General features: G+C 40.8%; 17 protein-coding genes. 8 read left to right on the top strand and 9 right to left on the bottom strand.

Annotated elements, in window-relative coordinates:
* Positions 1–84: 84 nt before the first annotated feature.
* Positions 85–1,818 (top strand): thiamine pyrophosphate-dependent enzyme, encoded by a 1,734-nt coding sequence (locus tag ABFX33_RS18930; protein WP_244211804.1) that lies wholly within the window; start codon positions 85–87, stop codon positions 1,816–1,818.
* A 659-nt stretch (positions 1,819–2,477) separates the two neighbouring features.
* On the top strand, positions 2,478–2,945 hold the full coding sequence (locus ABFX33_RS18925) for a hypothetical protein (protein WP_257091650.1): 468 nt from the start codon (positions 2,478–2,480) through the stop codon (positions 2,943–2,945).
* Here ABFX33_RS18925 and ABFX33_RS18920 read toward each other — a convergent pair.
* A complete protein-coding gene (locus tag ABFX33_RS18920) occupies positions 2,925–3,320 on the bottom strand; it encodes a diacylglycerol kinase family protein (protein ID WP_346087482.1) in 396 nt (131 codons plus the stop codon). The genes ABFX33_RS18925 and ABFX33_RS18920 overlap by 21 nt on opposite strands.
* Before the next feature lie 259 nt (positions 3,321–3,579).
* Between ABFX33_RS18920 and ABFX33_RS18915 the strand changes: the two genes are divergently transcribed.
* Complete coding sequence (locus ABFX33_RS18915) at positions 3,580–4,752, top strand: MalY/PatB family protein (RefSeq protein WP_346087480.1); 1,173 nt, start codon at positions 3,580–3,582, stop codon at positions 4,750–4,752.
* A 97-nt stretch (positions 4,753–4,849) separates the two neighbouring features.
* Here the strand turns inward: ABFX33_RS18915 and ABFX33_RS18910 are convergent, their stop codons facing one another.
* Positions 4,850–7,012, bottom strand: coding sequence for a S46 family peptidase (locus ABFX33_RS18910; protein WP_346087478.1), 2,163 nt, complete (start codon positions 7,010–7,012; stop codon positions 4,850–4,852).
* 227 nt (positions 7,013–7,239) lie between these two features.
* On the opposite strand from ABFX33_RS18910, the gene ABFX33_RS18905 reads away from it, so the two are divergent.
* Positions 7,240–8,178: a hydrogen peroxide-inducible genes activator gene (locus ABFX33_RS18905; protein WP_120260883.1), complete on the top strand. Its 939-nt coding sequence runs from the start codon at positions 7,240–7,242 to the stop codon at positions 8,176–8,178.
* Positions 8,179–8,184: 6 nt separating this feature from the next.
* Positions 8,185–9,984, top strand: a complete 1,800-nt coding sequence (locus ABFX33_RS18900) for a chloride channel protein (protein ID WP_120260884.1) — start codon at positions 8,185–8,187, stop codon at positions 9,982–9,984.
* A 139-nt stretch (positions 9,985–10,123) separates the two neighbouring features.
* Here the strand turns inward: ABFX33_RS18900 and ABFX33_RS18895 are convergent, their stop codons facing one another.
* The 7 genes from ABFX33_RS18895 to ABFX33_RS18865 form a co-directional block, all read right to left on the bottom strand.
* Positions 10,124–10,714: a riboflavin synthase gene (locus ABFX33_RS18895; RefSeq protein ID WP_346087475.1), complete on the bottom strand. Its 591-nt coding sequence runs from the start codon at positions 10,712–10,714 to the stop codon at positions 10,124–10,126.
* A gap of 646 nt (positions 10,715–11,360) precedes the next feature.
* A complete protein-coding gene (locus ABFX33_RS18890; RefSeq protein ID WP_120260886.1) occupies positions 11,361–11,954 on the bottom strand; it encodes an RNA polymerase sigma factor in 594 nt (197 codons plus the stop codon).
* Positions 11,955–12,162: 208 nt separating this feature from the next.
* Positions 12,163–13,653, bottom strand: a complete 1,491-nt coding sequence (locus ABFX33_RS18885) for an arylsulfatase (RefSeq protein WP_346087473.1) — start codon at positions 13,651–13,653, stop codon at positions 12,163–12,165.
* Positions 13,650–15,173 (bottom strand): sulfatase family protein, encoded by a 1,524-nt coding sequence (locus ABFX33_RS18880; protein ID WP_346087472.1) that lies wholly within the window; start codon positions 15,171–15,173, stop codon positions 13,650–13,652. The genes ABFX33_RS18885 and ABFX33_RS18880 overlap by 4 nt, the downstream gene beginning before the upstream one ends.
* A 54-nt stretch (positions 15,174–15,227) precedes the next feature.
* On the bottom strand, positions 15,228–16,883 hold the full coding sequence (locus tag ABFX33_RS18875; RefSeq protein ID WP_346087470.1) for a RagB/SusD family nutrient uptake outer membrane protein: 1,656 nt from the start codon (positions 16,881–16,883) through the stop codon (positions 15,228–15,230).
* 20 nt (positions 16,884–16,903) lie between these two features.
* On the bottom strand, positions 16,904–20,296 hold the full coding sequence (locus ABFX33_RS18870; RefSeq protein WP_346087469.1) for a SusC/RagA family TonB-linked outer membrane protein: 3,393 nt from the start codon (positions 20,294–20,296) through the stop codon (positions 16,904–16,906).
* A 226-nt stretch (positions 20,297–20,522) separates the two neighbouring features.
* On the bottom strand, positions 20,523–21,695 hold the full coding sequence (locus ABFX33_RS18865) for a FecR family protein (RefSeq protein ID WP_346087467.1): 1,173 nt from the start codon (positions 21,693–21,695) through the stop codon (positions 20,523–20,525).
* 227 nt (positions 21,696–21,922) lie between these two features.
* On the opposite strand from ABFX33_RS18865, the gene ABFX33_RS18860 reads away from it, so the two are divergent.
* The 3 genes from ABFX33_RS18860 (at position 21,923) to ABFX33_RS18850 (ending at position 23,961) form a co-directional block, all read left to right on the top strand.
* Complete coding sequence (locus ABFX33_RS18860) at positions 21,923–22,591, top strand: hypothetical protein (RefSeq protein ID WP_346087466.1); 669 nt, start codon at positions 21,923–21,925, stop codon at positions 22,589–22,591.
* A gap of 163 nt (positions 22,592–22,754) precedes the next feature.
* Positions 22,755–22,877 carry a hypothetical protein gene (locus ABFX33_RS18855; RefSeq protein WP_346087465.1) on the top strand — a complete coding sequence of 41 codons (123 nt, stop codon included), beginning with the start codon at positions 22,755–22,757 and terminating at the stop codon, positions 22,875–22,877.
* Between the two features lies 1 nt (position 22,878).
* Positions 22,879–23,961 (top strand): sensor histidine kinase, encoded by a 1,083-nt coding sequence (locus tag ABFX33_RS18850; RefSeq protein WP_346087463.1) that lies wholly within the window; start codon positions 22,879–22,881, stop codon positions 23,959–23,961.

Here is a 23,961-nt window from a genome sequence, read left to right as displayed (position 1 = left end):
GTTTCGCAATATTGTTGTTATAAAGAAGCGATAGCGTAATCAACACATCGTCGTGATATCAAAATCTTAAATCATCATATGGGTATGAAAAATGTAGCACACCAGATCGTTGGTATTTTAAAAGATGCGGGAATCAAACGTATTTATGCCGTGACAGGAGATAGTTTGAATTTTTTTAATGAGGCAGTTCATGAGGATGGAACCATGCAATGGATACATGTCAGGCATGAAGAGGTTGGTGCATTTGCGGCGACCGCCGAAGCGGATCTGCATGGGATCGCCTGCTGTGCTGGAAGTAGTGGGCCGGGCCATGTTCACCTGATCAATGGCGTTTATGAGGCACATAAGACACGTGTTCCAATGTTAGTGATTGCTTCAACCTGCGCCACCTATGAGTTTGGTACAGACTACTTTCAAGAGACTAATCCGATTAAATTATTTGACGACTGTTCATGTTATAATCAGATGATTACCCGGCCGGAACAGGTGCAACGTATGGTTCAGAATGCATTACAGCAGGCAATCTCAAAACGGGATGTTGCTGTTATCGGTCTGCCAGGGGATGTTTCCGAAATGGAAGCCGTCCATATGAACACTTCGGCAAAGGTATTCTTTACACAGCCGCAGATCAGGCCCTCAGAGCTTGAAATTGGACGTTTGGCACAATATATTAATCAGGCGGATAAAGTGACTTTATTCTGTGGCGTAGGGGCCCGGAATGCGCAGAAACAAATTGTTGAACTCTCCGAGAAAATCCATGCACCTGTGGGGTATTCATTTAAAGCTAAATTGGATATTCAACGGGATAATCCCAATGAAATCGGTATGACGGGACTTTTGGGGACGGCATCGGCCTTTCAGAGCATGCACCATTCGGATCTGATCCTACTTTTGGGAACTGATTTTCCTTACAAGGATTTTATACCCACCAATAAAACGATTGTTCAGATCGATATCGAGGGCGAGAAACTCGGTCGACGGTCGATCGTAGACTATGGCTTGGTGGGGGATATTGAGCATACATTGAAAGCTGTTTTACCCTTTGTGGAGGCGAGAACTGATTCAAGTTTTCTCGAAAAACAATTGGCGGCCTACGAGAAAGTAAAAGAAGATCTGATGATCTATGTCGAAGATTCGGGCAGTGAATGTGCTATTCAACCGGAGTTTGTGGCCCATACGATTGACCAAAAGGCGAGCGATGATGCTATTTTTTTAGTGGATACGGGCATGTCCTGTGTATGGGGAGCACGTTATATCAATCAGCGACGAGATCGCAAAATGCTCGGCTCATTTAATCATGGATCTATGGCAAATGCGATGCCGATGGCGATTGGAGCAGCATTGACACATCCCGAAAGACAGATCATAGCCTTCTGTGGTGATGGCGGGCTTTCGATGTTATTGGGAGATCTGGCTACGATAAAGCAGTATAATCTGCCAATCAAACTGATTGTGTTTAATAATCGTTCACTCGGAATGGTCAAATTGGAAATGCAGGTTGCCGGTTTAAAAGATCAGGAAACTAATATGGTGAATCCAGATTTTGCGATGGTGGCACAGGCGATGGGGATTCGTGCTTTTACGGTGACGCAACCAGAAGAGGTCGACGGTATCTTGGATGAAGCATTTAGTCTAACTGACGAGCCGGTACTTATCGATATCTATACCAGCCCCAATGCCTTAGCCATGCCACCCAAAATATCATTTAGCCAAATGAAGGGTATGACCGAAAGTATGGCTAAATTGATGCTATCGGGTAACTTTGAGGAAGTATGGGACACTATTAAGTCAAATTATAAACACTTGAAATCGCTCTGATAAGCGTAGATAACTTGTATTATCATGCAAAAAAGCCTCTCCAATATAAAATAGTTGGGGAGGCTTTTTGTCTAGGAAAAAAATAGGGTATTCGGACTATTGATTGAATGAAGTGAATTACTGATCAACATTGGCGTTGAACGAACCAAAGGCTCTTCAATAATTCCTCTTTACAGCGTCGAAGTTTTTCTATTTTCGATTCCGAAGAAATAGAAACATTCTCTTTAACAATAATAGCCAAATCTGTTTCAATGGATAATTTAGTGAGGGATGTACACCCACTATCAAATTTCTTAAAGCTTACATCTTTCATACTAATATTGGTTAAGAATTTCTGAATTTTATAATGTACAATTTACTAATAAAAATTAGCTTTACAATAAGCTGTGAATAATTTTATTGTTACTAAATTGTTTATTTTTAATCTTTTATCGGACTGTAACTTATAAACAATATTGCTGTAATTTTTGTTTTGTGAATTCCAAAATATTAAATGTTAGTTATTTAAAACAATATCTTGTTTTGATTGCTATTGATATTAATAAACAGGGAAGGCGGAATCTATTGTTCATAAGCTGCGATTAGCTCATCAATAAATTCCCCTTGGCGCTGATTTTTTTCAGTTGCTGCCACGTATTTAAGAAAAATTAATTATTCGCATGAAAATAATCAATATTGGATTGTCACTACTGATTTTTGCTACTGCTTGTCAGCAAAAGGACAAAAAGAAAGATGACCAGGCACAAATGGGATCGGATACCACAACCGTTGCCGCAGCAATTGCTGAAAATGGAACCTATCAATACCTCAAAAATGGTGATACAATCTCGTTAATAATTGCCATTGATGGGGATAAAGTGCATGGTGACCTCAACTACAACTGGAAAGAAAAAGACCGAAATGTTGGGCATATTGACGGTATCCTCAAAGACGGTATCTTGTTGGCAGACTATACCTTTGCTTCCGAAGGGCAGCAATCCGTTCGGCAGGTTGCTTTTAAATTCTCCAAAAACGGGGCAGTTGAAGGCTTTGGGGATATGGAAGAAAAAGGAGGGAAGATGTCTTTTGTTGCGCCTGATAAATTGGCTTATGATGAAAAATTTGTCCTAGAAAAGCTGAACCAATGAGCACCATAACAGGAGTTTTGGGATAAATATAATCAGTCCGACTAGTAGCGCTGTGATGCTGCTCAGCATGACCGCTGCTGCAGCAACATCTTTGATCCTTTTGATGTTGGGATTTCTTTCTTGACAGACAAAATCAGCGAGATGTTCTAATGCCGTGTTCAGCAACTCACTGACAAGAACAAAACCAATGGAAAAAATAATGGCTAGCCACTCATAAGGGCTTATTCGGAGGAGGTACGACAATACGATTGCTACAACTGCGGCAATGAGATGTATCCTGAAATTGTGTTCTTCTTGCCAAACGATTTTTAACCCGTTAAAGGCATAGCTAAAACTTCGGATTCTATCTTTCCATGAAAAGTTGCTTCGGGCCATAGTCAATCTGCTATATTTTATGTAAATATAACCTTTCCCTTCGTTTTTGACTGGCCTTAATTTTTGTTTAGGCTAGAACCCTCATTGTAGCCTGTCCTCCGTATTGTGACTTGTACTTTAACGGCGATTATCGCAAATAGCTGCTGCTCTGATAGAACTTTAAGGGCAGCGGATTTTAGTCTGTATTTTTTTCATTTTTGTCGCTGATTTTTACCAAAAGTATTATTGAAATGCGTAGTATTTTTGAGTAAATTGCTTTATGATCTACAATTTTGATAAAATAATCGACCGTAGGGGGACTGATTCGGTAAAATGGAATCAACAGGACTACGCCGATTTAATTCCACTCTGGGTTGCTGATATGGATTTCCCTGCATCCAAAGAGATTATCGACGCGTTGACCAGACGTGTTCAACATGGCATTTATGGCTATGCAAAAGTGCCGGATGCTTTTTATGAAGCGGTATCGGACTGGTCTAATCGTAAACATGGTTTTCATTTGCAGCGCGAGTGGATACTTCCGGTTTTAGGTGTGGTGCCAGCTTTGTCGGCAATTGTTGCAGCATTAACAGAAACGGGGGATAAAGTACTGATCCAAGAACCTGTATACCATTGCTTTTTTTCATCGATCGAACGTAATGGCTGCGAGGTGGTTTCCAACGACCTATTGTATAAAGATGGGCAATATGCAATTGATTTTGTAGATTTTGAAACTAAGGCGAGTGATCCGAAGGTAAAGCTCTTTATCCTCTGCAGCCCACATAACCCAGCGGGTCGGGTCTGGACAAAAGCCGAGCTTGAACGCTTGGGGGAGATCTGTCTAAAGCACAATGTTCTTGTTATTTCGGATGAAATCCATTGTGATTTGGTTTTTGAAGGGCATCAGCATATTCCTTTTGGAACGATCAATCAAGCCTTTTTAGCGAATACAATCACTTGTATTGCCCCAAGCAAAACCTTTAATCTTGCAGGATTGCAAGTCGCTGCAGTCATCGTCGCCGATCCTATTTTAAATAAGAAGGTGAAGGATGCCTTTCTTGTTAATGAGATTGCGAGTATCAGTCCTTTTGCGATCACGGGTTTAATAGCCGCCTATCAACAAGGGGAGGATTGGCTGCAACAAGCGCTAGCCTATATTTATAATAATTATATTTATTTAAACAGCTATATGGCGGAGCATCTGCCGGCTTTAAAAATTATTCCGCTTGAGGGCACCTATTTGGTTTGGGTAGATTGTACTGCATTAAATATTTCCAGCCGAAAACTAGGACAAATACTATTGAAAGAGGCCCATCTGCAGGTCAATGTCGGTGCCATGTACGGTAAGGGAAGTGATTCTTTTATCCGGTTGAATATCGCCTGTTCGAGGTCTATTTTACAAGAGGGGTTAGCGAGGTTGAAACAGGTGTTGCTGAATTTGCCAAAAGAATAACGAATTATTTAACATTATTGGTTTACTCCAATATAAAAAAGCACCTGAACCAAACCGTTCAGGTGCTTTTTAATGTATAAAATGCTTTTGGTAGCGATTAGATACCCATTTCCTTTAAAATAAAATGAGCATTATCAATCTTATCAGCAACCCAAAGTACATAACGGATATCCACACCGATGGAGCGGCTATAGCTTTCGTTCCATGCAAAATCGTTGATTGTCGCATCATAGGCACGGTCAAAGTTTACACCGATCAACTCACCATTTGCATTCATGATCGGCGAACCTGAGTTGCCCCCTGTGGTGTCCATATCATACAATATATTGACAGGAACAGAGCCCAGGTCTTTCTTTAAATAGGGGCCAAAGTTCTTATTGAGATACGCCGTCTTGATTTCTTGCGGATAGTCGAAATCGGATAGACCAAGATTCCCTTTCTGAATAATACCTTCAATGGTTGTGAATGGTTTCATATAGGTAGCGTCTGCAGGAGCATAACCTTTAATATGTCCATAAGTCAAACGCAAGGTGGAGTTAGCATCAGGAATAAAGTTTTTAGCCTGAAAGATTTCCTTGACAGCGACATAGTCACCCATCAGTTTATTCAACACACCTTCACGTCTTTTCTGCTCAGCGGCGAAGATGACAATATCATTGTCCAGCTCATTTTGAAAACTTAATAGTTTATCATCAAATTGGCTTAATGCGTTTGCATTCGCCAAAACTGTATTTAGAATATAATTTTGATCTGCCAGTTTACTGCTATTGATGAGCTGTGTAGCATAGGTATTGGCTGTTTCCCCATTCAATTGGAGTTTCTGAATTGATTCAAGTTGATTTTTACCTTGGAAAGCAGCTGCATCGGCAAGCATCCTACCGAAAATACGTTGGTCTGCCTGTTTGTTGTAGCTTTCGTAAGTTTCTTGAATACTTTTTTTAAGCTGTTCGACATTATAGTCGAATAACTGTTTTGCGGCATGTGAAGAGCGCTCTTTACCCATTGCTACTTTTAAGGTATTGAGATCGCGGGCAACTTTCAGTAAGCTGGTACTGTTATAAATATTGTTGATCCAAAGCTCTTTTAAGGCATCTTGATCACTGACTTGATAGTAAGCGGCAATATCGTTTAATAGATTGCCATATTTACCTTTAAGTTCGGGTTTACTCAGGATAAATGCTGCAAGCGCCTCATCTTCCTGCTTTTTTGTTGACAGGAGATCTATGCCGCGCAAGCCTTTGAGTTTGCCACGGTAGTTTTTAAGCACATTGGCGTTGCGTTTGATCCGTGTCGCCAAAGAGAGTGCAATATCCGTATTGTCTTTCCCAGCTTCCTCCATTTGTTTGTTCTGGAAATCATACAAATTGGAAACGTAAGGCAATAAATAGTCTTGTTGGTATTTGATATATTGTGCCGGACGATGTCTGAATGTCTTCCCTGGATAGCCTAGGATAAAGGTGAAATCATTTTCTTTTACACCATTTGGGTTGACTTTCAGGTGCTTCTTTGGTTGGTAGGGCACATTATCTTTTGAATAGGGAGCTGATTTTCCATTTTTACCTACATAGGCCCGAAGGAAGGAATAGTCGCCCGTATGACGTGGCCATACCCAGTTGTCAGTCTCGCCACCAAATTCACCAATATTTTGACGTGGAATATAAACAAGACGCACATCTTCGATTGTTTTGTAGCGAAATAGGACATAGCTCTTGCCAATGAACATTTCGGATACTTCAGCTTTGATCGTAGGGTCTTCTTTTTCAGCTTGTTTAACAAGTTCTTCCTGTTTTCTTTTAATGGTATTGATGCGCTCGACAGGGTCACTGATATTGGCTACGGAATTTAATATTTTAACAGATACATCTTCGTATGAATCTGTAATTCTGATCTTCAATCCTTTTGCTTCAATCTCTTGTTCCTGATTTTGTGCGACAAAGCCATTTTTAAGATAATTGTTGATGGCGGTACTGGCCAACTGAACTGCAGAAAAGGCACAGTGATGGTTGGTAATAATCAGACCACGGTTGGAGACGAATGATCCTGTACATCCACTGACTTGAACTAGGGCGTCCACTAATCCAACTTGGCCGGGATTGTAGATATCCTTCTCACTGATCTTTAATCCGGCTTTCTTTAAACCCGCTCTATTTAATTCGCTCAAGGGGTACATCCCTTCGTCTGGGTTCGCATTAGCGTATGGGATGTTCGTTGCGGATAATAATAGTGCTAGTGCAATTGTCGTATGATGTATAAACTTCATGGGATTTTTTAATATCAACTGTTATAAATCTCCAAATTTAAGAAAAGCTTTTTGATGAATTCGACTTTTCGATCAACAATTGTCATAATAGCTGGCTAATTCTCGCTTTTTGGCAAGGTATTTATTGTATAATATGATCGGGGAAGCAATGGTCGAGCCTTAAAATATTGTGTATTTGCCATCGTTTTGCAGGAGTATTCGTAATTTTGCGCTTTAAAGATTTTAACATGACCTTAATCCAATTGGAATATATCATTGCTGTTGATACCTATCGTAGTTTTGTTGCCGCAGCCGAAAAGTGTTTTGTGACACAGCCGACCTTAAGTATGCAGATCCAGAAACTAGAAGAGTCTTTGGGAGCTAAAATCTTTGACCGGAGCCGTCAGCCTGTTGTGCCTACTGAAATTGGGGAGAAGATTATACTTCAAGCAAGATCAGTACTGACAGAAAGCCGTAAGATCAATGAAATTGTACAGGACAAGAAGGGGGAAATCGAGGGGACGCTAAAAATCGGTGTTATCCCGACAATCGCGCCCTACTTATTGCCTAAGGTATTGATAACGTTTATGGAGAAGTATCCAAAATTGCAATTGCAGATCTGGGAATATACTACCGAACGTATTGTGCATGAGCTGAAGGTTGGGCTTTTGGATTGCGGTGTGCTATCGACTCCCTTAAATGATCAGGGTATACTGGAGTCTCCTCTGTTTTATGAAAATTTTGTCGCTTATATATCTGAAAATAGTCCCTTGTTTTCCAAGAAAGTGCTGAGTGGAGACGATATTGCCGATGATAAGCTCTGGTTGCTCAATGAAGGACATTGTATGCGTGGACAGGTACTTAATATTTGTCATCATAAGCATAATCAAGATCTTTCCGGACGTTTTGAGTATAATACCGGTAGTGTTGAAACACTCAAAAGAATGGTGGATATCAATGATGGTATCACAATCTTGCCGGAGCTTTCGATTTCAGATTATGTGGATGAGCAGTTGGATAAGATCCGTTATTTCAAATCACCGGAACCCGTCCGCGAAATATCGTTGGTCACGACACAAAATTATGTCAAACGACATGCAATTCAGGCATTGGAAAAGGAAATATTAGCGGTTGTACCCGATAAATTTAAAACAAAAAAGAAAAAGGAAGTGTTGAGCTTTCAATAAGAAGACATGGCAAATCTCAGTGTACGTTTTTTTAAGAAGATAGATCAGATCAATCAATGGCGAATGAAAAAAGTTTCGAACAGAAACTTTATTATTCTCCTGGCGTTTTTAGTTGGAATTGTTGGTGGTCTGATGGCGTCTGTATTAAAAAGACTAACGCATTTTATTGCGGCGACGATCCAGGATGATATTGATTGGAAGGTTAAATATTCGGTTTATTTGATTTTCCCGTTGATCGGGATCTTACTGAGTGTGTTTTTTGTTCGGAAATTTCTGAAAGGAAAGAAGATGGAGCATGGTATCACCCCGATTATCTATGCCATCAGCCGAAAGGGAAGCCGATTGGACCCGAGTAATATCTATTCGCAGGTCGTCACTTCGGCGATTACGGTTGGATTTGGAGGTTCCTGTGGATTGGAGGCTCCGGTGGCATTGGGGGGATCGTCGATAGGTTCCAATATTGCCCGTTTTTTTGGTCTGCAATATAAAGAAGTCACCATGCTTTTGGCCTGTGGCGCGGCAGCAGGAATTTCGGGCGCATTTAATAGCCCTTTGGCGGGAATGATCTTTGCGATTGAGATATTGCTTCCGGAATTCTCCATTCCGGTTTTTATTCCACTTTTGATTTCTTCGGCTCTGGCGTCCGTTGTATCGCGGCTTTTGTACAGTGAACCGCTATTTAGTACGTTCAATTCGGATTGGCAGGTTTCTGCCTTGTTATTTTATTTGTTATTGGCGGTATTGATTGGACTGTATACCATCTATTTTGCCCGTGTGTCCAGTTCAGTAGGAAAATGGTTTGCTAAAATAAAGAATCCCTATAACAAAGTATGGGTAAGCGGAATATCCTTAGGGATTATGATTTTCGTATTTCCAGCACTTTATGGTGAAGGGTATATTACGATCCAGCAGATTCTCAATGGACAATTTAACTCAATTGTAAAAAACAGCTTGTTTTCTGATTATAAAGATATGGGATTGGTGGTGTTGGGTTATACCATTTTGACCTTATTTGGTAAATCTTTTGCTGCACTATTTACGTTGAATGGAGGCGGAAACGGCGGGGTATTTGGACCGAGTCTGGTGATGGGCGGTCTATTGGGCTTTGCCTTTTCTTATGGGGTCAATCTGACCGGAATTGCAGAGCTTAACGTCCCAAATTTTGTAGTTGCCGGTATGGCAGGTGCGTTGAGTGGTATTATGCATGCACCGTTGACGGGTATCTTCTTAATTGCAGAAGTCACTGGAGGTTATACCTTAATGGTACCCCTGATGTTGGTCTGTTCACTTTCCTATTTGATTAACCGCGCGGTATTGAAGCATTCGATCTATACAAAAGTATTAGCCGAGTCAGGCGATCTCATTTCTTACGAAGATAAGGACCGTTCTGTCTTGAGCATGATGCGGATTAAGTATGTTCTGGAAACCAATTTTGTGATTTTGAGACCCGATGAAACGCCCAAAAGTAGGCAGTCGGATATTATCCACAGTAAACGTAATATCTTTCCGGTGGTGAGTTATGAAGGTAAATTTATAGGGCTTCTCTATAGCGAATTTTTATTTTCGGTGCTGTTAGGGGAGGTCGAAGGGGGAGAGACTCCATTTGAAAAATTGGCACAGAAACCAAACGATACCGTGGGGATCAACGAGAACATGGAAATTGTAATGGCTAAGATGAACAAAGATGACACTTGGATATTACCGGTACTTGGGGATGAAAATAAATATATGGGCTTTGTATCCAAGTCCAGCGTTTTTAATAAATATCGCGCATTACTTATCCGTCAGGGACATTATCTAGAGTAAACGGATCAGGATTGGTGTAAACATAATCTGGAGTAACATCATGTTCTCGGATAGATGGTTGGTGGGAAATCGTTTATTGACCAGATACTTACATGGACTTAAAGGAGGTGAAATCCATGTAAGTATAGTTTGGGCTGAATTAGCCACGCATTGCCATAATTTTTGTCACGTATTTTCCAATAATATCAAATTCAAGGTTGATTGTCGTACCTACTTCAACCTGTTGAAGATTGGTATGTTCGAGTGTATAAGGAATGATTGCGACAGAAAACTGGTCATCGCGAGAATCTACCACTGTCAGACTAATACCATTAACGGTAACGGATCCTTTTTCTACTGTAATATTCTGTTTGGAAGGATCGTATTGAAAGGTAAAAATAAAACTACCATTTTCATCGGTTTTCTGTATACAGGTTGCGGTCTGATCGACATGTCCTTGGACAATATGCCCATCAAATCTTCCACCGGCTAAGGTACAGCGTTCGATATTAACCAGGTCTCCAACTTTCAACTGTGCTAGATTCGTTTTCTGTAAGGTCTCATCAATCGCCGTTACTTTGTGCACCTGATCATCCAGCCCAACAACGGTCAGACATACACCATTGTGGCTTATGCTCTGATCTATTTTAAATTCATTGGAGATGGGGGAGCTCACATAAAAATGAATGTTGCTTTTTTCGTGTTCAATACGCTCGATTTTTCCTAAGGTTTCTATGATTCCGGTAAACATGAACTAAAATTTTTGATTCAATCAAAGTTACTAAATAATCGAAGGAAACATGGTTTTTACCAACAAAATCGACGCATGAATGACAGAATAATTTATGGTAAATATAATTCATGGAAGGGATAAATACTGTAATAGAATCTGCTTTGATATAGTATGCTAAAAAAAGAGCTTTTGAAAATAGCAAAAAGATTGTGTGTATATAGTACACTTACTATTCCTTTTGTCGTGGCTATGCCAAAACAAATTTATGGGAGTTGAAAAAAAATATTACAAAATTTTTGTTTATATCATTTGAAGCATTATCTTTGTCATAGGTTTAGGTTGATTGCCTCTTACAAAGAGGTATTTATAAAAGCTTAGCAGGTCGCCCGACCAAATGCTAAGCTTTTTTTATTTTACAATAATATGCTGTTTTACAGTTGATTATATTTTCATACCGCCCAATCATTTCCTTTTTTCTGAATTGCCTGTTTTTTTATTGATTCGTATTTTTTAATTAAGGTATCGATGAGCTTGCTACCTTGGGTGTATTTGCCTGAAAGAATCTTCGTTTGGTTTTGACAGCTGTTGCTGCTTGTGAAAGCATGAACTTTTATTTTTTCTGTATCGCTATACGATATGCTGTTATCGGAACCGATTGATTTTTTTAGCTTTTGAAAATATGTAAAGCGGACATTGAGATTAGCAGAAGGTATTCGAAATTTTTGGATCTGAAGCGTTCTTTTAAAGCGAGAAGTGCCTTGGACCGCGCATAATAGACATTTGATGGGGTAGTATCTAGTATCTTGCAGATTTCTTCAGTATCTAAATCCTCCAAAAAACTCATTTTACATATTTTAGCCTGCTGTTTTGGTAGTTTGTTGATTTCGGCCAGTAATAACTCCGTTAGCTCTGTTCTAAATATTTTTTTCAGAATATCGTCCTCGGGTAGGGATAAATTCTGAAGGATATCCAATTCTTCGGTCTGCATTTTAAATCGGGCCGATCTTTTCATATCGATACAGGCATTCTTGGTCGCGATATACAAAAATGCTTTGAGGCTATCGTAATTGTCCACTTTCTGTCTGTGATTCCAGAGCTTGACAAAGATATCCGACACAATTTCTTCAGCATCGGTTTTGCTGCGTAGATAGGAAAAGGCAAAATAACGTAGCGCATGGCCAAAATGGTCCATGAAAAAGCACAATGCGCTTTCATTCCCCTCTTTTAATGCGTTAATATGCGACTCTAGTTGAAGCATGTTTGGTTATCAATATTTTTCTTTCATTGCCCTAAGATGGACATAATGACCGATATCGTGGCCTTTGTTGTTGTTCAATAGGATATTTACGGGCAGCCTCCCAACATAGATACTAACAACGAAGTTACATAAAAAAACTTGGGTTGTCATGTTTGAAAACACGACAACCCAAGTTTTTTAACGGAGAATAAATGAGATCCGGAGAAATTTATTTTTTTACCAGCTTACTGTCTATGATTTCCCATTCTTTTATGTGTGCAGGACGGTGTTCAGTGCGGATAATTTCATCAAAATGACGGAGCAATTCGGGATGTTTGTTTGCAATATCTTTTTGCTCCCAGGGATCCGTTTCTAGATCATACAATTGCCATTTTGCTTTTGGATTATTTTTTAAATCCAGTTTAATTGCTTTCCATTGTCCCTCACGTATGGCTACCTGACCACCTTTTTCGGGGTATTCAAAGTAAAGGTATTGGTGTTTTTTCTGGTTCTTTTGTCCCAACCAGGTTGGCAGCAGGGACAGTCCATTGGTATTACCGGGATCCTGTTGGACCAACTGTCCAAAGGTAGCCATCAGATCATATTGTGCTGAGATGACAGCTGTCTCGGTGTTTGCTTTGATTGTTTTGGGCCAGCGGACGATCAATGGAACTTTAATTCCCCCTTCAAACACATCCATTTTTAATCCTCTGAGTGAATCGACGCTCTTGAAAAAGCGATAATCTATACCACCGTTGAAACCTGTGCCATTGTCGCTGGAAAACAAGATAATGGTATTGTCGTCCAGACCCAGGGATTTAATATGTTTCATGATCAGGCCCACTTGGTCATCCAGATAAGTGATCATGCCTGCATAGGTAGCTCTTGGATAAGGCGTGGCCGTGTAGCCATCCTGCCCATAGTAAGGATGGTCATGGAAAAGATCTTTATACCGATCCACATATTCCTGGGGTACCTGTAGAGAAAGATGGGGTAGGGTGTACGGAAGATAGAGGAAGAAAGGACGGTTTCGGTTCTTATCAATAAATGCCAATGCCTTTTCCGTCATAACTTCCGGAGCATATTGTTTGCCACTGAATTGCTCAAAATCTTTGGCCGTTGCTTTGGTGGAGTCGAGTGGAATATGCACAAACTTTTCTTTGTTTTGGAGTGGATATTTTTGCTCGTTTTCCCAGAGATGGCTTGGATAGTAATTGTGGGCCTGCTTTTGGTCGAGGTAACCAAAGAAGTAGTCAAACCCCTGTTTGTTTGGGCTTCCGGTTGTATTTTGCATGCCGAGTCCCCATTTTCCGATGGCCCCAGTATGATAACCAGCTTTTTTAAATAGGTGAGCCATGGTGTAGGTTCCCTCGGGTAGGGGCATTTGCCCACCTTCGAGGCTATCGGCAAACCCGCCCAATTCATAATTACCCCGGATATAGGACTGACCAGCATGTTTACCTGTCAATAACATGCAACGCGCTGGGGCACAAACTGGAGCACTTGTGTAATGATTGATAAAACGAAGTCCCTCCTGCGCCAACTTTTGTAGGTTGGGGGTTTTGATTAGCTGTTGTCCGTAGGGTTCTGTCTCGGCATAGCCCAAGTCATCCGCATAAAAAAAGATGATATTGGGCAGCTTTTTAGCTGCTTGATTTTGTTGTGCAAAAAGCATCCCCCATCCCAGTAGGATGAGGGTAAGACCTATTCCTTTTTTCATTTTTTGCGTTCTCCTTCCAATAACTGTTTCAACTCATTCACTTTTTCAGGATATTTAGCAGCAACGTTGTTTTTTTCTCCGATATCATTTTTGAGGTCGTACAATTGATCTTCGGGAAGATTTCCTGTCTCTGTATCCGTCAATTTCATATAGGCGGTACCGTTGCTTGGCGCAATATATTTCCAGTTGTCTTTGACAATAGCCAAGGTTTGTGCATGTTGGATCATGGTGCTACGTCCTTTGGGATCTTCGCCGGTTAAGGTTTTCAATAAGGCCTTGCTATCTTTTGCTTCATCAGCTTTTAATTTTACACCTACAAGCTGCGCACTTGTTGCCAACAGATCCATTTGACTGATCAATGCATTGGATACCTTTCCTTTGGCCACCCCTTGTCCGCTGACGATAAAAGGTACACGTGTCCCTCCCTCAAAGATACTATATTTACCACCTCTGAGCGGTCCTGCGGGCTGATGTCCATTAAGTTGGGCCACTGCACCGTCTACATAGCCATCATCCAATACCGGACCGTTGTCGCTACTGAAAATGATAATGGTGTTTTTGTCCATGCCGAGTAGCTGTAATTGCTGTTGAATCTGTCCGACTGTCCAATCCAATTGTAGAATGGCATCTCCGCGGTAACCTAGTTTACTTTTGCCCCTAAATTGTGTGGCCGGCATACGTGGTACATGGGGTTCCGTTAAACAGAAGTAGAGGAAGAATGGCTTATCCTGATGTTGTGAAATGAAATCTTGCGCTTTATGTAGAAAGGTTGTGGAAACTTCTTCGTCTACCCAGCGTGCACGTGTGCCGCCGCTCATGTAGCCAATCCGTCCGATGCCATTGACAATAGTCTGGTTGTGCCCTTGGCCGGGAGAGGATTGCATTTTGAGTAATTCGGGATGCTCTTTGCCCGTAGGATCGTTGCCTATTTTCTTCTCATAATCGACAAGGATGGGATCGTTTGCTTCAGCGGCGACAACCCGATCATTTTCTAAGAAAACGGTCGGAACACGATCGGCCGTTGCAGGGAAGATAAATGAGTAATCAAAACCAACATCGTTGGGTCCGGGTTTGATGGCTGCATTCCAGTCTTTTTTGACCTCGTTGCCAAGTCCCATATGCCATTTACCGACAATTGCTGTAGCGTAGCCTGCATTTTTGAATACTTTGGGCAATGTGATTTTGTCTGTTGGTACAATCAGCTTGGCATCTCCGGGCAGGATGCCTGTACCCGTCTGGCGCCATGGATAGGTACCGGTCATCAAAGCAAAGCGAGATGGCGTACAGGTTGCGGAGGTACTATGTGCATTGGTAAAGCGCGTACCGCTGTGCGCCAATTTATCCAAGTTTGGGGTTTCAATCTGTTGGGCTCCATAGCTGCTCAAGTCACCAAAACCAAGATCATCCGCATAGATATAGATAACGTTCGGTTTATTCAGTTTTTGTGCAAATGAAGTCAGGGGAACTGTCATCGCCAGACTCGAAGAAAGTAGGATCGTAAGAGATAGGGTCTTTTTCATATTGTGCAAATACGTTGATAGGGTGTCGTCTTTTTGTTGACGACACCCAATATACTATTTTAAATTTGGATTGATATCAATTTCACTTTGGGGAATTGGCCAGTGATTATCCTGGCCTGCTCTGAAGGACTTTTTGGTTACATACCAGCGACTATAGCTGTCTCTGCTACTACCTGCTTTCACGCGGATATTTTTGGCATCGGGAAATGCGGCGCCATAGAAATCACCATTTAAAACATCTTTTGCTGTATCCCAACGCAAAAGATCCCAATAGCGGATACCTTCTAAGGCTAGTTCCACACGTCTTTCATTGCGTAATGCTGCCCGGACTATAGTCGCGTTTGTGACAGCGATAGGAGGCATATTGACACTGCTACGTCGGCGGACTGCATTGATGGTTTTATCCAGTAGCTCAGCTGTCAGGGGATCCCCATTTTCGAGTTTGGCTTCAAGGTAGCTCAATAGTACCTCAGCATAGCGAATAATAGGAAGATCTGTTCCGGAATTCTGTAAATTGCCGCTAAAATTTTCAGCGTTAAATTTACGAAGACCATAACCCGTGCGTGTTGCTTGCTTGGTGGTTGTGAGCTGGTCAATGGACAGGGTTGAGTCTGGATGCGAGATATACCGGAGATTTTTGAAACGGTCCCCGTTGCTGATGACGGTAAATCCTAATCTCGGATCCCGATTTTGGGTGATATTCTGTGAATTATATCTGGGATCAGTATAGGAAAAGGCTGTTCCATCCGTAAAGGTATAGCTCTCCACTAGGCTTCCCAATGGACAATGGAGATGCCAGCCACCGGCTATTGCTGGAAAGTTATGTTGAAACATACCATTTCCGGCAAGGTCTACAAGATATTGTGTGGCAAAAATGATTTCTTTACTGGATTCATTACTGCCATCAAAAAGACTTGTATAGTTGGGATCAATACTATTTTCATTGGCATTGATGATATTTTCGTAGGTCTTAATTGCTGCGGCGTAAGATTTTTCGGCTAATTGTAGCCGCCCCAGAAATGCATAAGCGGCTTGTTTTGTCGCGCGACCCCGTTCTGCTGCGGGTAATTTACCATAGCTTGGAAGGTCATTTGCAGCTTCCTGCAACTCGCGTTCCACAAAGGCAACCAATTCCTGCTTTTTGTTTTTGATAACATGATTGGCTTCGTCAGCTGTTAATGTTTTGGTCACCAATGGGGCATCCCCCCAATACTGTGATAGGTAGAAGTATTGACAGGCGCGAATAAAACGTGCTTCAGCCTTAAAGCGGGCCAAAAGCTCAGGTGAAACAGGCGTTTTGTCCACATTCTCTAAAAAGAAATTTGCACGGGCAATCCGTTTGTAGGAGAGCGTCCAATAGTTGGATAATATACCAATATTACTGGTGAGTGTACCATCGGACAATTTATTGAATGCAGAATTATCTCCGCGTCGGTCATAGGCGTTGTCGGAGGCAAACTCTAGGTAGAGCAAACCATGGTAGGACCACCAGTCTGAGGGACTAAACTCGGCTAAACTATTCATTTGGATTTCGCCTTTGTAAAGGCCTGTGATTGCAAGTCTTGCATTAGTCTCGCTGCTCCAGAATGTGTCATTAGCAAATTTATCCAGCGGATTTGTATCCAATTGTTTTTTGCAGCTCATGGTTAGACTGGAAGCTAAAAATATACAAAGGATCAGTTTTATATTTTTATAGGTTATACGTTTCATGTTATGGTTATTGAGTTGATTTAAAAACTAAGATTTACGCCGAACGTGAAATTGCGCATAATGGGGTAGTATGCCCCACTTGAATTGATCTCCGGATCCCAACCTTTTCTATAATTGCTATTTGTAAAAAGATTCTCAGCATTTACATAGATGCGTAAACCTGACAATTTCCATTTGGAAACCAGTTGTTTTGGGATAGCATATCCCAACTGTATATTTTTTAAACGCAAGTAGCTCGCATCAAGCAGCCAATAGTCTGATAAGAGCGTATTTGGTGTTCCGGTACTTGGTAGCTGTTCGAATCGTGGGTATATGGCATTTCGATCTGGATTTGCGGTAGTCCATCGGCCATCGGCTTGCCAACGCTGAATATTGCCATTCTGAGTTAATGCAAATCCAGCGTAGTTATTTAACAAACCCTGCACACCACTTACACCCTGGAGTAGGAGACCAAGGTCAAAACCTTTGTAATTAAATCCAAGATTCATTCCATAAGTATATTTGGGAATACGGGATCCAATAACCGTTCGGTCGTAAGTTGCATCCACCTTACCATCAGGGACACCGTCCGGTCCACTGATATCCTTGTACCGGATATCGCCAGGTTGTGATTGTGGATTAATACTTTTTTGATCTGCCCAAGATGCCACATCAGCAGCATCAACAAATAAACCGTCAGTCTGATAGCCGTAATAAGCCTGTATTGGATAGCCGATAAACAAATCGGATCCGTTACCAATCATGCCATTGGACTGATTGATATTGCCAATACCCAAATCGACGACTTTATTCTTGACCGTGGAGAAGTTTAGATTGACATTATAGGAGAACTCATTGACCTTATGTTGATGGCCTAACGTAAATTCCCAGCCAGTATTTCTAAGTTTTCCAGAGTTTTGTATACCAACATCAAAGCCTAATACCTTTGAAATGCTAGAGCTGGGGCTGACTAAAATATCATAAGTAAAACGATTGTAATAGGTGCTGCTAAAGGTTAGTAGATTTTTAAATAATGCGATTTCGAGTCCGGCATCAGCAGTTCGGGTTGATTCCCAGCGTAAGTTTGGATCTACAATCGTCACACGGGCGACCCCAGGCGATATACTATTTCCGAAGGGATAATTGTAACCCGTATTTAAGATGTTTTGGTAGGGATAATTTGACACTACTCTTGAGGTAAGATTCTCGACAATATTCTGATTACCTAAAACACCATAGGAGCCTTTTAATTTCAACTCAGTAATCCAGTCAAACTTATCTTTTATAAAAGCTTCTTCACTGATTAACCAACCTGCAGCAAGTGAAGGGAAAATAGCATACCGTTTACTTGTAGGAAAGCGGGATGAACCATCGTATCGAATCACCCCTTCTAGGAGGTATTTTTTTGCGTAATTGTACTGAACCCGACCAAAGAGCGATTCTAATGCCCATTCGGATGCCGAGCCCGAGTTAAGTTGTCCATCTGGTGAACCAATATTTAATTCTGTAAGCTCATTGCTCGGGAAGTTTTGACGAGAGGCCGACAGTCCTTCACTGTAACCTTTTTCAAAGGAATAACCAGCAAGGATTTTAACGGAATGGTCGTTGAATGATTTGGTATAATCGGCTAATGCCTGAAAAGTTTTATATGTCGTATAAGGGGCGCTCTGTTCTAGTGTAGAAGGAGCAAGTGTAATGGAGCTATTAATGCGCTGTGCTGCACGAAACAGTTTAGAACGACCATTGGTTTGGGTATAACCACCAATTGCCGAGAGTGTCAGATCAGAAATTGGATTCCAGTCGAAACGTGCATTTCCGGAGATATCGGATACTTTCTCTTTGTAAAATGATTCGCTTTCAAGAAAAGAGACGGGTGTTCCCTTTAGATTATTTCCAGCTCCCCAGTCGCCATTGCTCATACGGATCGGAAATGTTGCGGGATAGCGGATAACCTGGGAGATAATATCTGTCATTCGCGAAAAATCAAGCGTTGCTGGTGCAGCGGGTTCATCGGTGTCGGTCTGTATCGCCGATACCCTTGTCGTTAATTTAAGTTTATCACTCAGCTTGGAAATCAGATTGAGTCGAACATTGTATTTATTAAAGTTGTTTTTAATGACAATACCTTTCTGATTGAGGAACCCGGCAGATAGGGTATACTGTATTTTTTCGGTTGTATTGGAAATATTCAGGTTATGTCCAGTCTGGGCTGCCTGTGATTTAAATGTACTACCGATATAATCGCTATTGGGGTAATTGTCAGGATCAGATCCGTCCTTAAATTTTTGAATTTCTTCTTCGGTATAACCACCACCACCGTTTGTGGTTTCATTGAGCAGGCTGGCATATTCCCAGGAGTTGACAAACTCGGGAAAGGCTGTTGGTTTTTGAATGCCAAAGTATCCGCTATAATTAACGGCTAATTTTCCGGCTGTTGAACCTGTTTTTGTGGTGACCAAAATAACGCCATTGGCGGCTCTGGCACCATATATTGCTGCTGATGAGGCATCTTTCAAAACAGAGATGGAGGCGACATCATTGGGGTCGATATCATTGAATGAGCTGGTTGGAATACCGTCGACCAGTATAAATGCATCGGTGGTGGCACCGAAAGAGCCCACACCTCTGATCTGTATGCTATTGTTGGCCGCACCGGGTTGCCCCGAACGTTGGATCACTGTCACACCAGGCATTTGTCCCGTTAGTGCCTGCGCAAGTTGTGGAACCGTTCGTTTGGCAAGCTGCTTACCATCAATCTGGGAGACCGAACCGATCAATTCCTTCTTTTTCGTAGCACCATAGCCCACGATCACCACCTCTTCTAAGGCGTCAATCTGTTGATTAAGCGTAACATCAAGATAGATTTGTGTATTTAAGGGGATTTCTTTCTGCTGAAATCCAATCATCTTAACAACAAGTATGGCATTGCGATCATTGACATCCAGCTGGAAATTTCCGCTGGCATCTGTTGTGGTTGCTTTGCTTGTTCCTTTGAGAGTAATTGTTGCCCCAGAGATTGGCTGCCCCTGGCTGTCATGGACATTTCCCTTTACGGTCCTTGTCTGCAACATAAACGCATAGTTTGTTGGAGTAATGACAGCTGAGTTATTTGCTTTTACTGCGGTGACGACAAGCATATTGTCTTTGAAACTCCAGCTAATGGGTTTGTCTTTCAACAGTACTGACATCGCTTTTTCTAAAGGCATATTCTTTACATGCCCCTCAATTTTTATTTCGGCGAGTTCCTTACCATTTAACAGAAAGGGAATACCGCTCTGCTTTTGGATGGTTCGCAGAACCTGTATAAGCGATGTTTTGTTTGCATCTATGGTAATAGATTGTGCGTATCCAGCTGCTGAGAGTTTGACAACACATGCAAGCGTAAAAAAGGCGCTAAGCTTCATTTTGGTCTTCCATTGTTTGGGTATGTCCATAGCTATAGCTTTTCTATGAACAAGAAATTTAAAATTCATAAATTTGTTGAATTAGGGATATAATCTGTTTGTAAACTGATTGAGTGAATCGGTCAAAAATGGAGATCGCTAATGTATTGGCCGATTAATGTTGGAAGCATTATTCGGCTTTTTTTTAGCGGCTCTGATTAGCTTCGTTAAGTTGGCTTTTTCATCTGTATAATTTGGTTTTTGGTTATATAATGGGTTAATTGGATACGATGAGCTTACGGACGCCATCTTCCTGGATCAATTCAAACTGGATATTACTTCTTTTTAAAATTTCCAATACTGCGGACAAACTTTTTGTCCGCTGAATTTCACCGTATAAATAGGTCTCTTTGATGTTATTTTTATAAATAATCTGGAGATCATACCATTGACCAATCGTCTGTAGGGCGGTATGGAGGTCTGTCTCATTGAAATAGAATTTATTGTCAATCCAGGCAATGTAATTGTGTGGGTCTACGCTTTTTTGTGAAAGGCGTCCCGATGACAGGGTGGCCTGTTGATTGGGTTTGAGCTGTATTTGCTGTCCATTGGCTGATAAATTGATCGAACCTTCGACAAGTGTCGTACTGCTTTTTTGTTTTGAATAGGTGTTGACATTAAATTCGGTACCTGTTACTTCAATCAATTGACCATTGGACTTTACACGGAAGGGCACTTTTTTATTTTTGGCGATTTTAAAGTAGGCTTCTCCATCCACTTCCACAAGTCTCTGGTCTTTTGCGAATTGTAGGGGGTATTTGAATGAGGTCTTTGCATTAAGAGTAACCTGAGACCCATCTGCCAGGGTAATTTGGAGCATGCTGCCAGCTGCTGTATTGACGGTCGCAATCAAATCAGTATTTGGAACTGCCGATTGGATAAGACTACCATCGGTATATTTCAAGCCACCAGATGTGACCAATGCACCTTTTTCATTGTCCAGTTGGATTACTTTTCCGTTCGAAAGCCGTATTTCAGTATGATTATTCGGTAATTCGACATCATGTAGGACGATTCTATTGGCATTGGGGGCCGAAGGCTTCCAAATAAATTGATAGATTAATCCCGCAAGAACAACACAGAATAGAGCCGCAGCATAAGGCATAAGTCGCCTGATCCTGTTGATACGAACAGGTTTCTCTTGTGCATGGATCGTTGCCAGGGTTTTTGTTTTGAGGCGTTCGGACCAATCTGTAGCATCTGATTCCTCCAGTGAGATCCGCTGTCTCAAATCCCGTACAAGATCTTCTTTTTGCAACAAATCATCAAGATAAATGCCATGCGCAGGGGATTCGGCTAACCAGGAGGACAACGCATTTTTTTCCACCGGCGATAAATTGCCTTTTATGCATTTTACAATCAGTTGCTTGATATCTTCTGTTAGCCTCATGGTTTATAATTTTAGATAGATACGTAGCATGGAGAGGAAATCTTAGTAAAAAAATAAAAAATTTGTATTAACTGTTCGAATAGGATAGATCTTGTCTGCAAATAGTTAAATATGAGTTCTGTATCTGCGAATGTTTGTTGTCGCTTTTTAATTTTTGGGAATATTCGCACCTTTGGGAAAGATTCAAAACTCCAATGACAGAAAGATTAGTAAAATTCAGATTTCTAATGATCAAAAGTTTAATAATTGGTTTGACCCTCATTATGGGGGCATGTTCAACAGATGGTCCCAGCTACCAGCAGGAAATTTTGGATCTAAAAGATCTTGATTTTAGTAGGGATGCTGAGCTTTTCTATCAGTCAGCAACACAAAAATCTAATCTTGACATTGATAGTAAAAAACAATTTGTTGAAGTCCATGACCTCGGGAACGGTTGGTCGACGTTTGAAGTGAAGAAATTTTCCAGCAAAGACATCGTTGCTAAATTTGATAAGGTGAATTTTAATCAGGTGAATGCCATCGTAGGAAAAGATCGAAAATTTAAGCTGGTCAATGCCCAGGCTGAGCTTACAGGTGTTGAATTGAATAATTTGTATAAGGATCTTAATGCAGGTTTTGGTGATCCGATTAAGGTGGATTCTATTGCTCGTTCGACCTATACACGTATGTATCGTTATACTTGGGAGGGAAAAGGACAGGTGTTTCAAGTTGTTTCAATTTTTAATCCAGCACAACCTGAGCGGCTAGAACAGATTAATGCAAGAATTCCAGACAAGGATTTAAGAATTGTCAATGAGCGGCCCAGCATGTCATTATTTATCTGTAAAAACTCCTCAATGGAGGCAATCCTTGACTTGGAGCTTGTTGATGGTGACTGGGTAAAATTTAAATACTAACTGGTCCGAATTAGTTTGAAATGTTGATAGATATGGCTATTTTTAAACCTTTCATACAATTGCGGTATAGCCTTATTAGCTGCTTTTTGGTTTCAATTGCAGCGCTGTTTTTTAGTTGATAATGGTCAGTCTAATAGGGTTTTATCATTTTGTTTGAATATAAATGCTTAAGAATGTTGGTGCAAAGGGAAATAGTCAAGATGCTAGAAAATGGTTTATGGAAGATGGTATGCAGTTAAGTTGGTTGTGGATTGTGTTGAATACATCTCTTTTGACAGATCGCTAACATGAAAAATTCACAGGTAATCATCGGTTACGAAAATAGTCTTTTTATAGATTTTGTTGTCGATAAAAAATATCGTTGGATTCGCCATTGTTTGTTGATCGGTGTGATTGTTGGTATTCATTTTTTGCCAAGCAAGAAGGCGGAAGTAGATCCTACGAGTAGCCTGTGGCGTCTTTTCGAGACTTTGCTGTCCATTACTATTTTGTTGAGTCTTTTTTACATCAATCATTATATCCTAATCCCTGCATTTGTACTGAGAAGTCGGTTTTTAGCTTATGCGGGGAGTCTTCTTGTCGTTTATACACTTATTTTTTTAGTGTTGATGTATTTGGAGCGACAGGAATTGCGGTTTATCCAAAAGCCGGATCGGTCCTATCTGGATTGGGAAGATTATTTGATCATCGTTATTTTATTGACCATATTTATAGCAGCAGTCAGTAGCATGAAGCTGTTTAAGGTGTGGATTGTTAACCTCATTCGATTCAAAGAATTTGAGAATAATACACTGACGATTCAATTGGAGCAGCTTAAAAGCCAAATTAATCCCCATTTTTTGTTTAATACACTCAATAATATCAATTTCTTGATTGATGAAAACCCTAAATTGGCTTCCAAGGTACTGCTTAAATTAAGTGATGTACTCAGAAATCAACTTTATCTGTCAAAGGGGGATTCGATCGAATTAGGGAAAGAAATTGCTGTCTTAAAAAATATTCTCTTTATGGAGGACATTCGTAGGGATAAATTTGTCGTCGATTTTACTATTGACCAACAGATGGAACAGCTGCATGTTCCACCATTTCTATTTATTCCTTTTGTTGAAAATGTTGTTAAGCATAGTGCACATCAGGCGATGGAGGGAGGAAAGCATGTGCAGATTGCTTTTTCAATTCAGGCTGAACGTATTTGTTTTACCTGTGTTAATCCGAAGAAACGAAAAATACAGGCTGCTGCCTATGGTGGTCTCGGATTGAGTAATATCAAAAAACGATTAGAAATTTTGTATCCGAATAGCTATAATTTGCAAATTGATGATTTCGACGATAGGTATAAGGTGTTTTTAAGTATTCCGATGGGAACGTAA

The sequence above is a fragment of the Sphingobacterium ginsenosidimutans genome (genome assembly GCF_039536865.1).
Taxonomy (GTDB): domain Bacteria; phylum Bacteroidota; class Bacteroidia; order Sphingobacteriales; family Sphingobacteriaceae; genus Sphingobacterium; species Sphingobacterium detergens.
Note: the sequence above shows the minus strand (reverse complement) of the source record. Positions and strands in the feature narration are given on the sequence as shown.

Coding starts and splice junctions, on each gene's coding strand:
- ABFX33_RS18930 (WP_244211804.1), top strand. CDS start 85: ATGAAAAATGTAGCACACCAGATCGTTGGTATTTTAAAAGATGCGGGA.
- ABFX33_RS18925 (WP_257091650.1), top strand. CDS start 2,478: ATGAAAATAATCAATATTGGATTGTCACTACTGATTTTTGCTACTGCT.
- ABFX33_RS18920 (WP_346087482.1), bottom strand. CDS start 3,320: ATGGCCCGAAGCAACTTTTCATGGAAAGATAGAATCCGAAGTTTTAGC.
- ABFX33_RS18915 (WP_346087480.1), top strand. CDS start 3,580: ATGATCTACAATTTTGATAAAATAATCGACCGTAGGGGGACTGATTCG.
- ABFX33_RS18910 (WP_346087478.1), bottom strand. CDS start 7,012: ATGAAGTTTATACATCATACGACAATTGCACTAGCACTATTATTATCC.
- ABFX33_RS18905 (WP_120260883.1), top strand. CDS start 7,240: ATGACCTTAATCCAATTGGAATATATCATTGCTGTTGATACCTATCGT.
- ABFX33_RS18900 (WP_120260884.1), top strand. CDS start 8,185: ATGGCAAATCTCAGTGTACGTTTTTTTAAGAAGATAGATCAGATCAAT.
- ABFX33_RS18895 (WP_346087475.1), bottom strand. CDS start 10,714: ATGTTTACCGGAATCATAGAAACCTTAGGAAAAATCGAGCGTATTGAA.
- ABFX33_RS18890 (WP_120260886.1), bottom strand. CDS start 11,954: ATGCTTCAACTAGAGTCGCATATTAACGCATTAAAAGAGGGGAATGAA.
- ABFX33_RS18885 (WP_346087473.1), bottom strand. CDS start 13,653: ATGAAAAAAGGAATAGGTCTTACCCTCATCCTACTGGGATGGGGGATG.
- ABFX33_RS18880 (WP_346087472.1), bottom strand. CDS start 15,173: ATGAAAAAGACCCTATCTCTTACGATCCTACTTTCTTCGAGTCTGGCG.
- ABFX33_RS18875 (WP_346087470.1), bottom strand. CDS start 16,883: ATGAAACGTATAACCTATAAAAATATAAAACTGATCCTTTGTATATTT.
- ABFX33_RS18870 (WP_346087469.1), bottom strand. CDS start 20,296: ATGGACATACCCAAACAATGGAAGACCAAAATGAAGCTTAGCGCCTTT.
- ABFX33_RS18865 (WP_346087467.1), bottom strand. CDS start 21,695: ATGAGGCTAACAGAAGATATCAAGCAACTGATTGTAAAATGCATAAAA.
- ABFX33_RS18860 (WP_346087466.1), top strand. CDS start 21,923: ATGATCAAAAGTTTAATAATTGGTTTGACCCTCATTATGGGGGCATGT.
- ABFX33_RS18855 (WP_346087465.1), top strand. CDS start 22,755: ATGCTTAAGAATGTTGGTGCAAAGGGAAATAGTCAAGATGCTAGAAAA.
- ABFX33_RS18850 (WP_346087463.1), top strand. CDS start 22,879: ATGAAAAATTCACAGGTAATCATCGGTTACGAAAATAGTCTTTTTATA.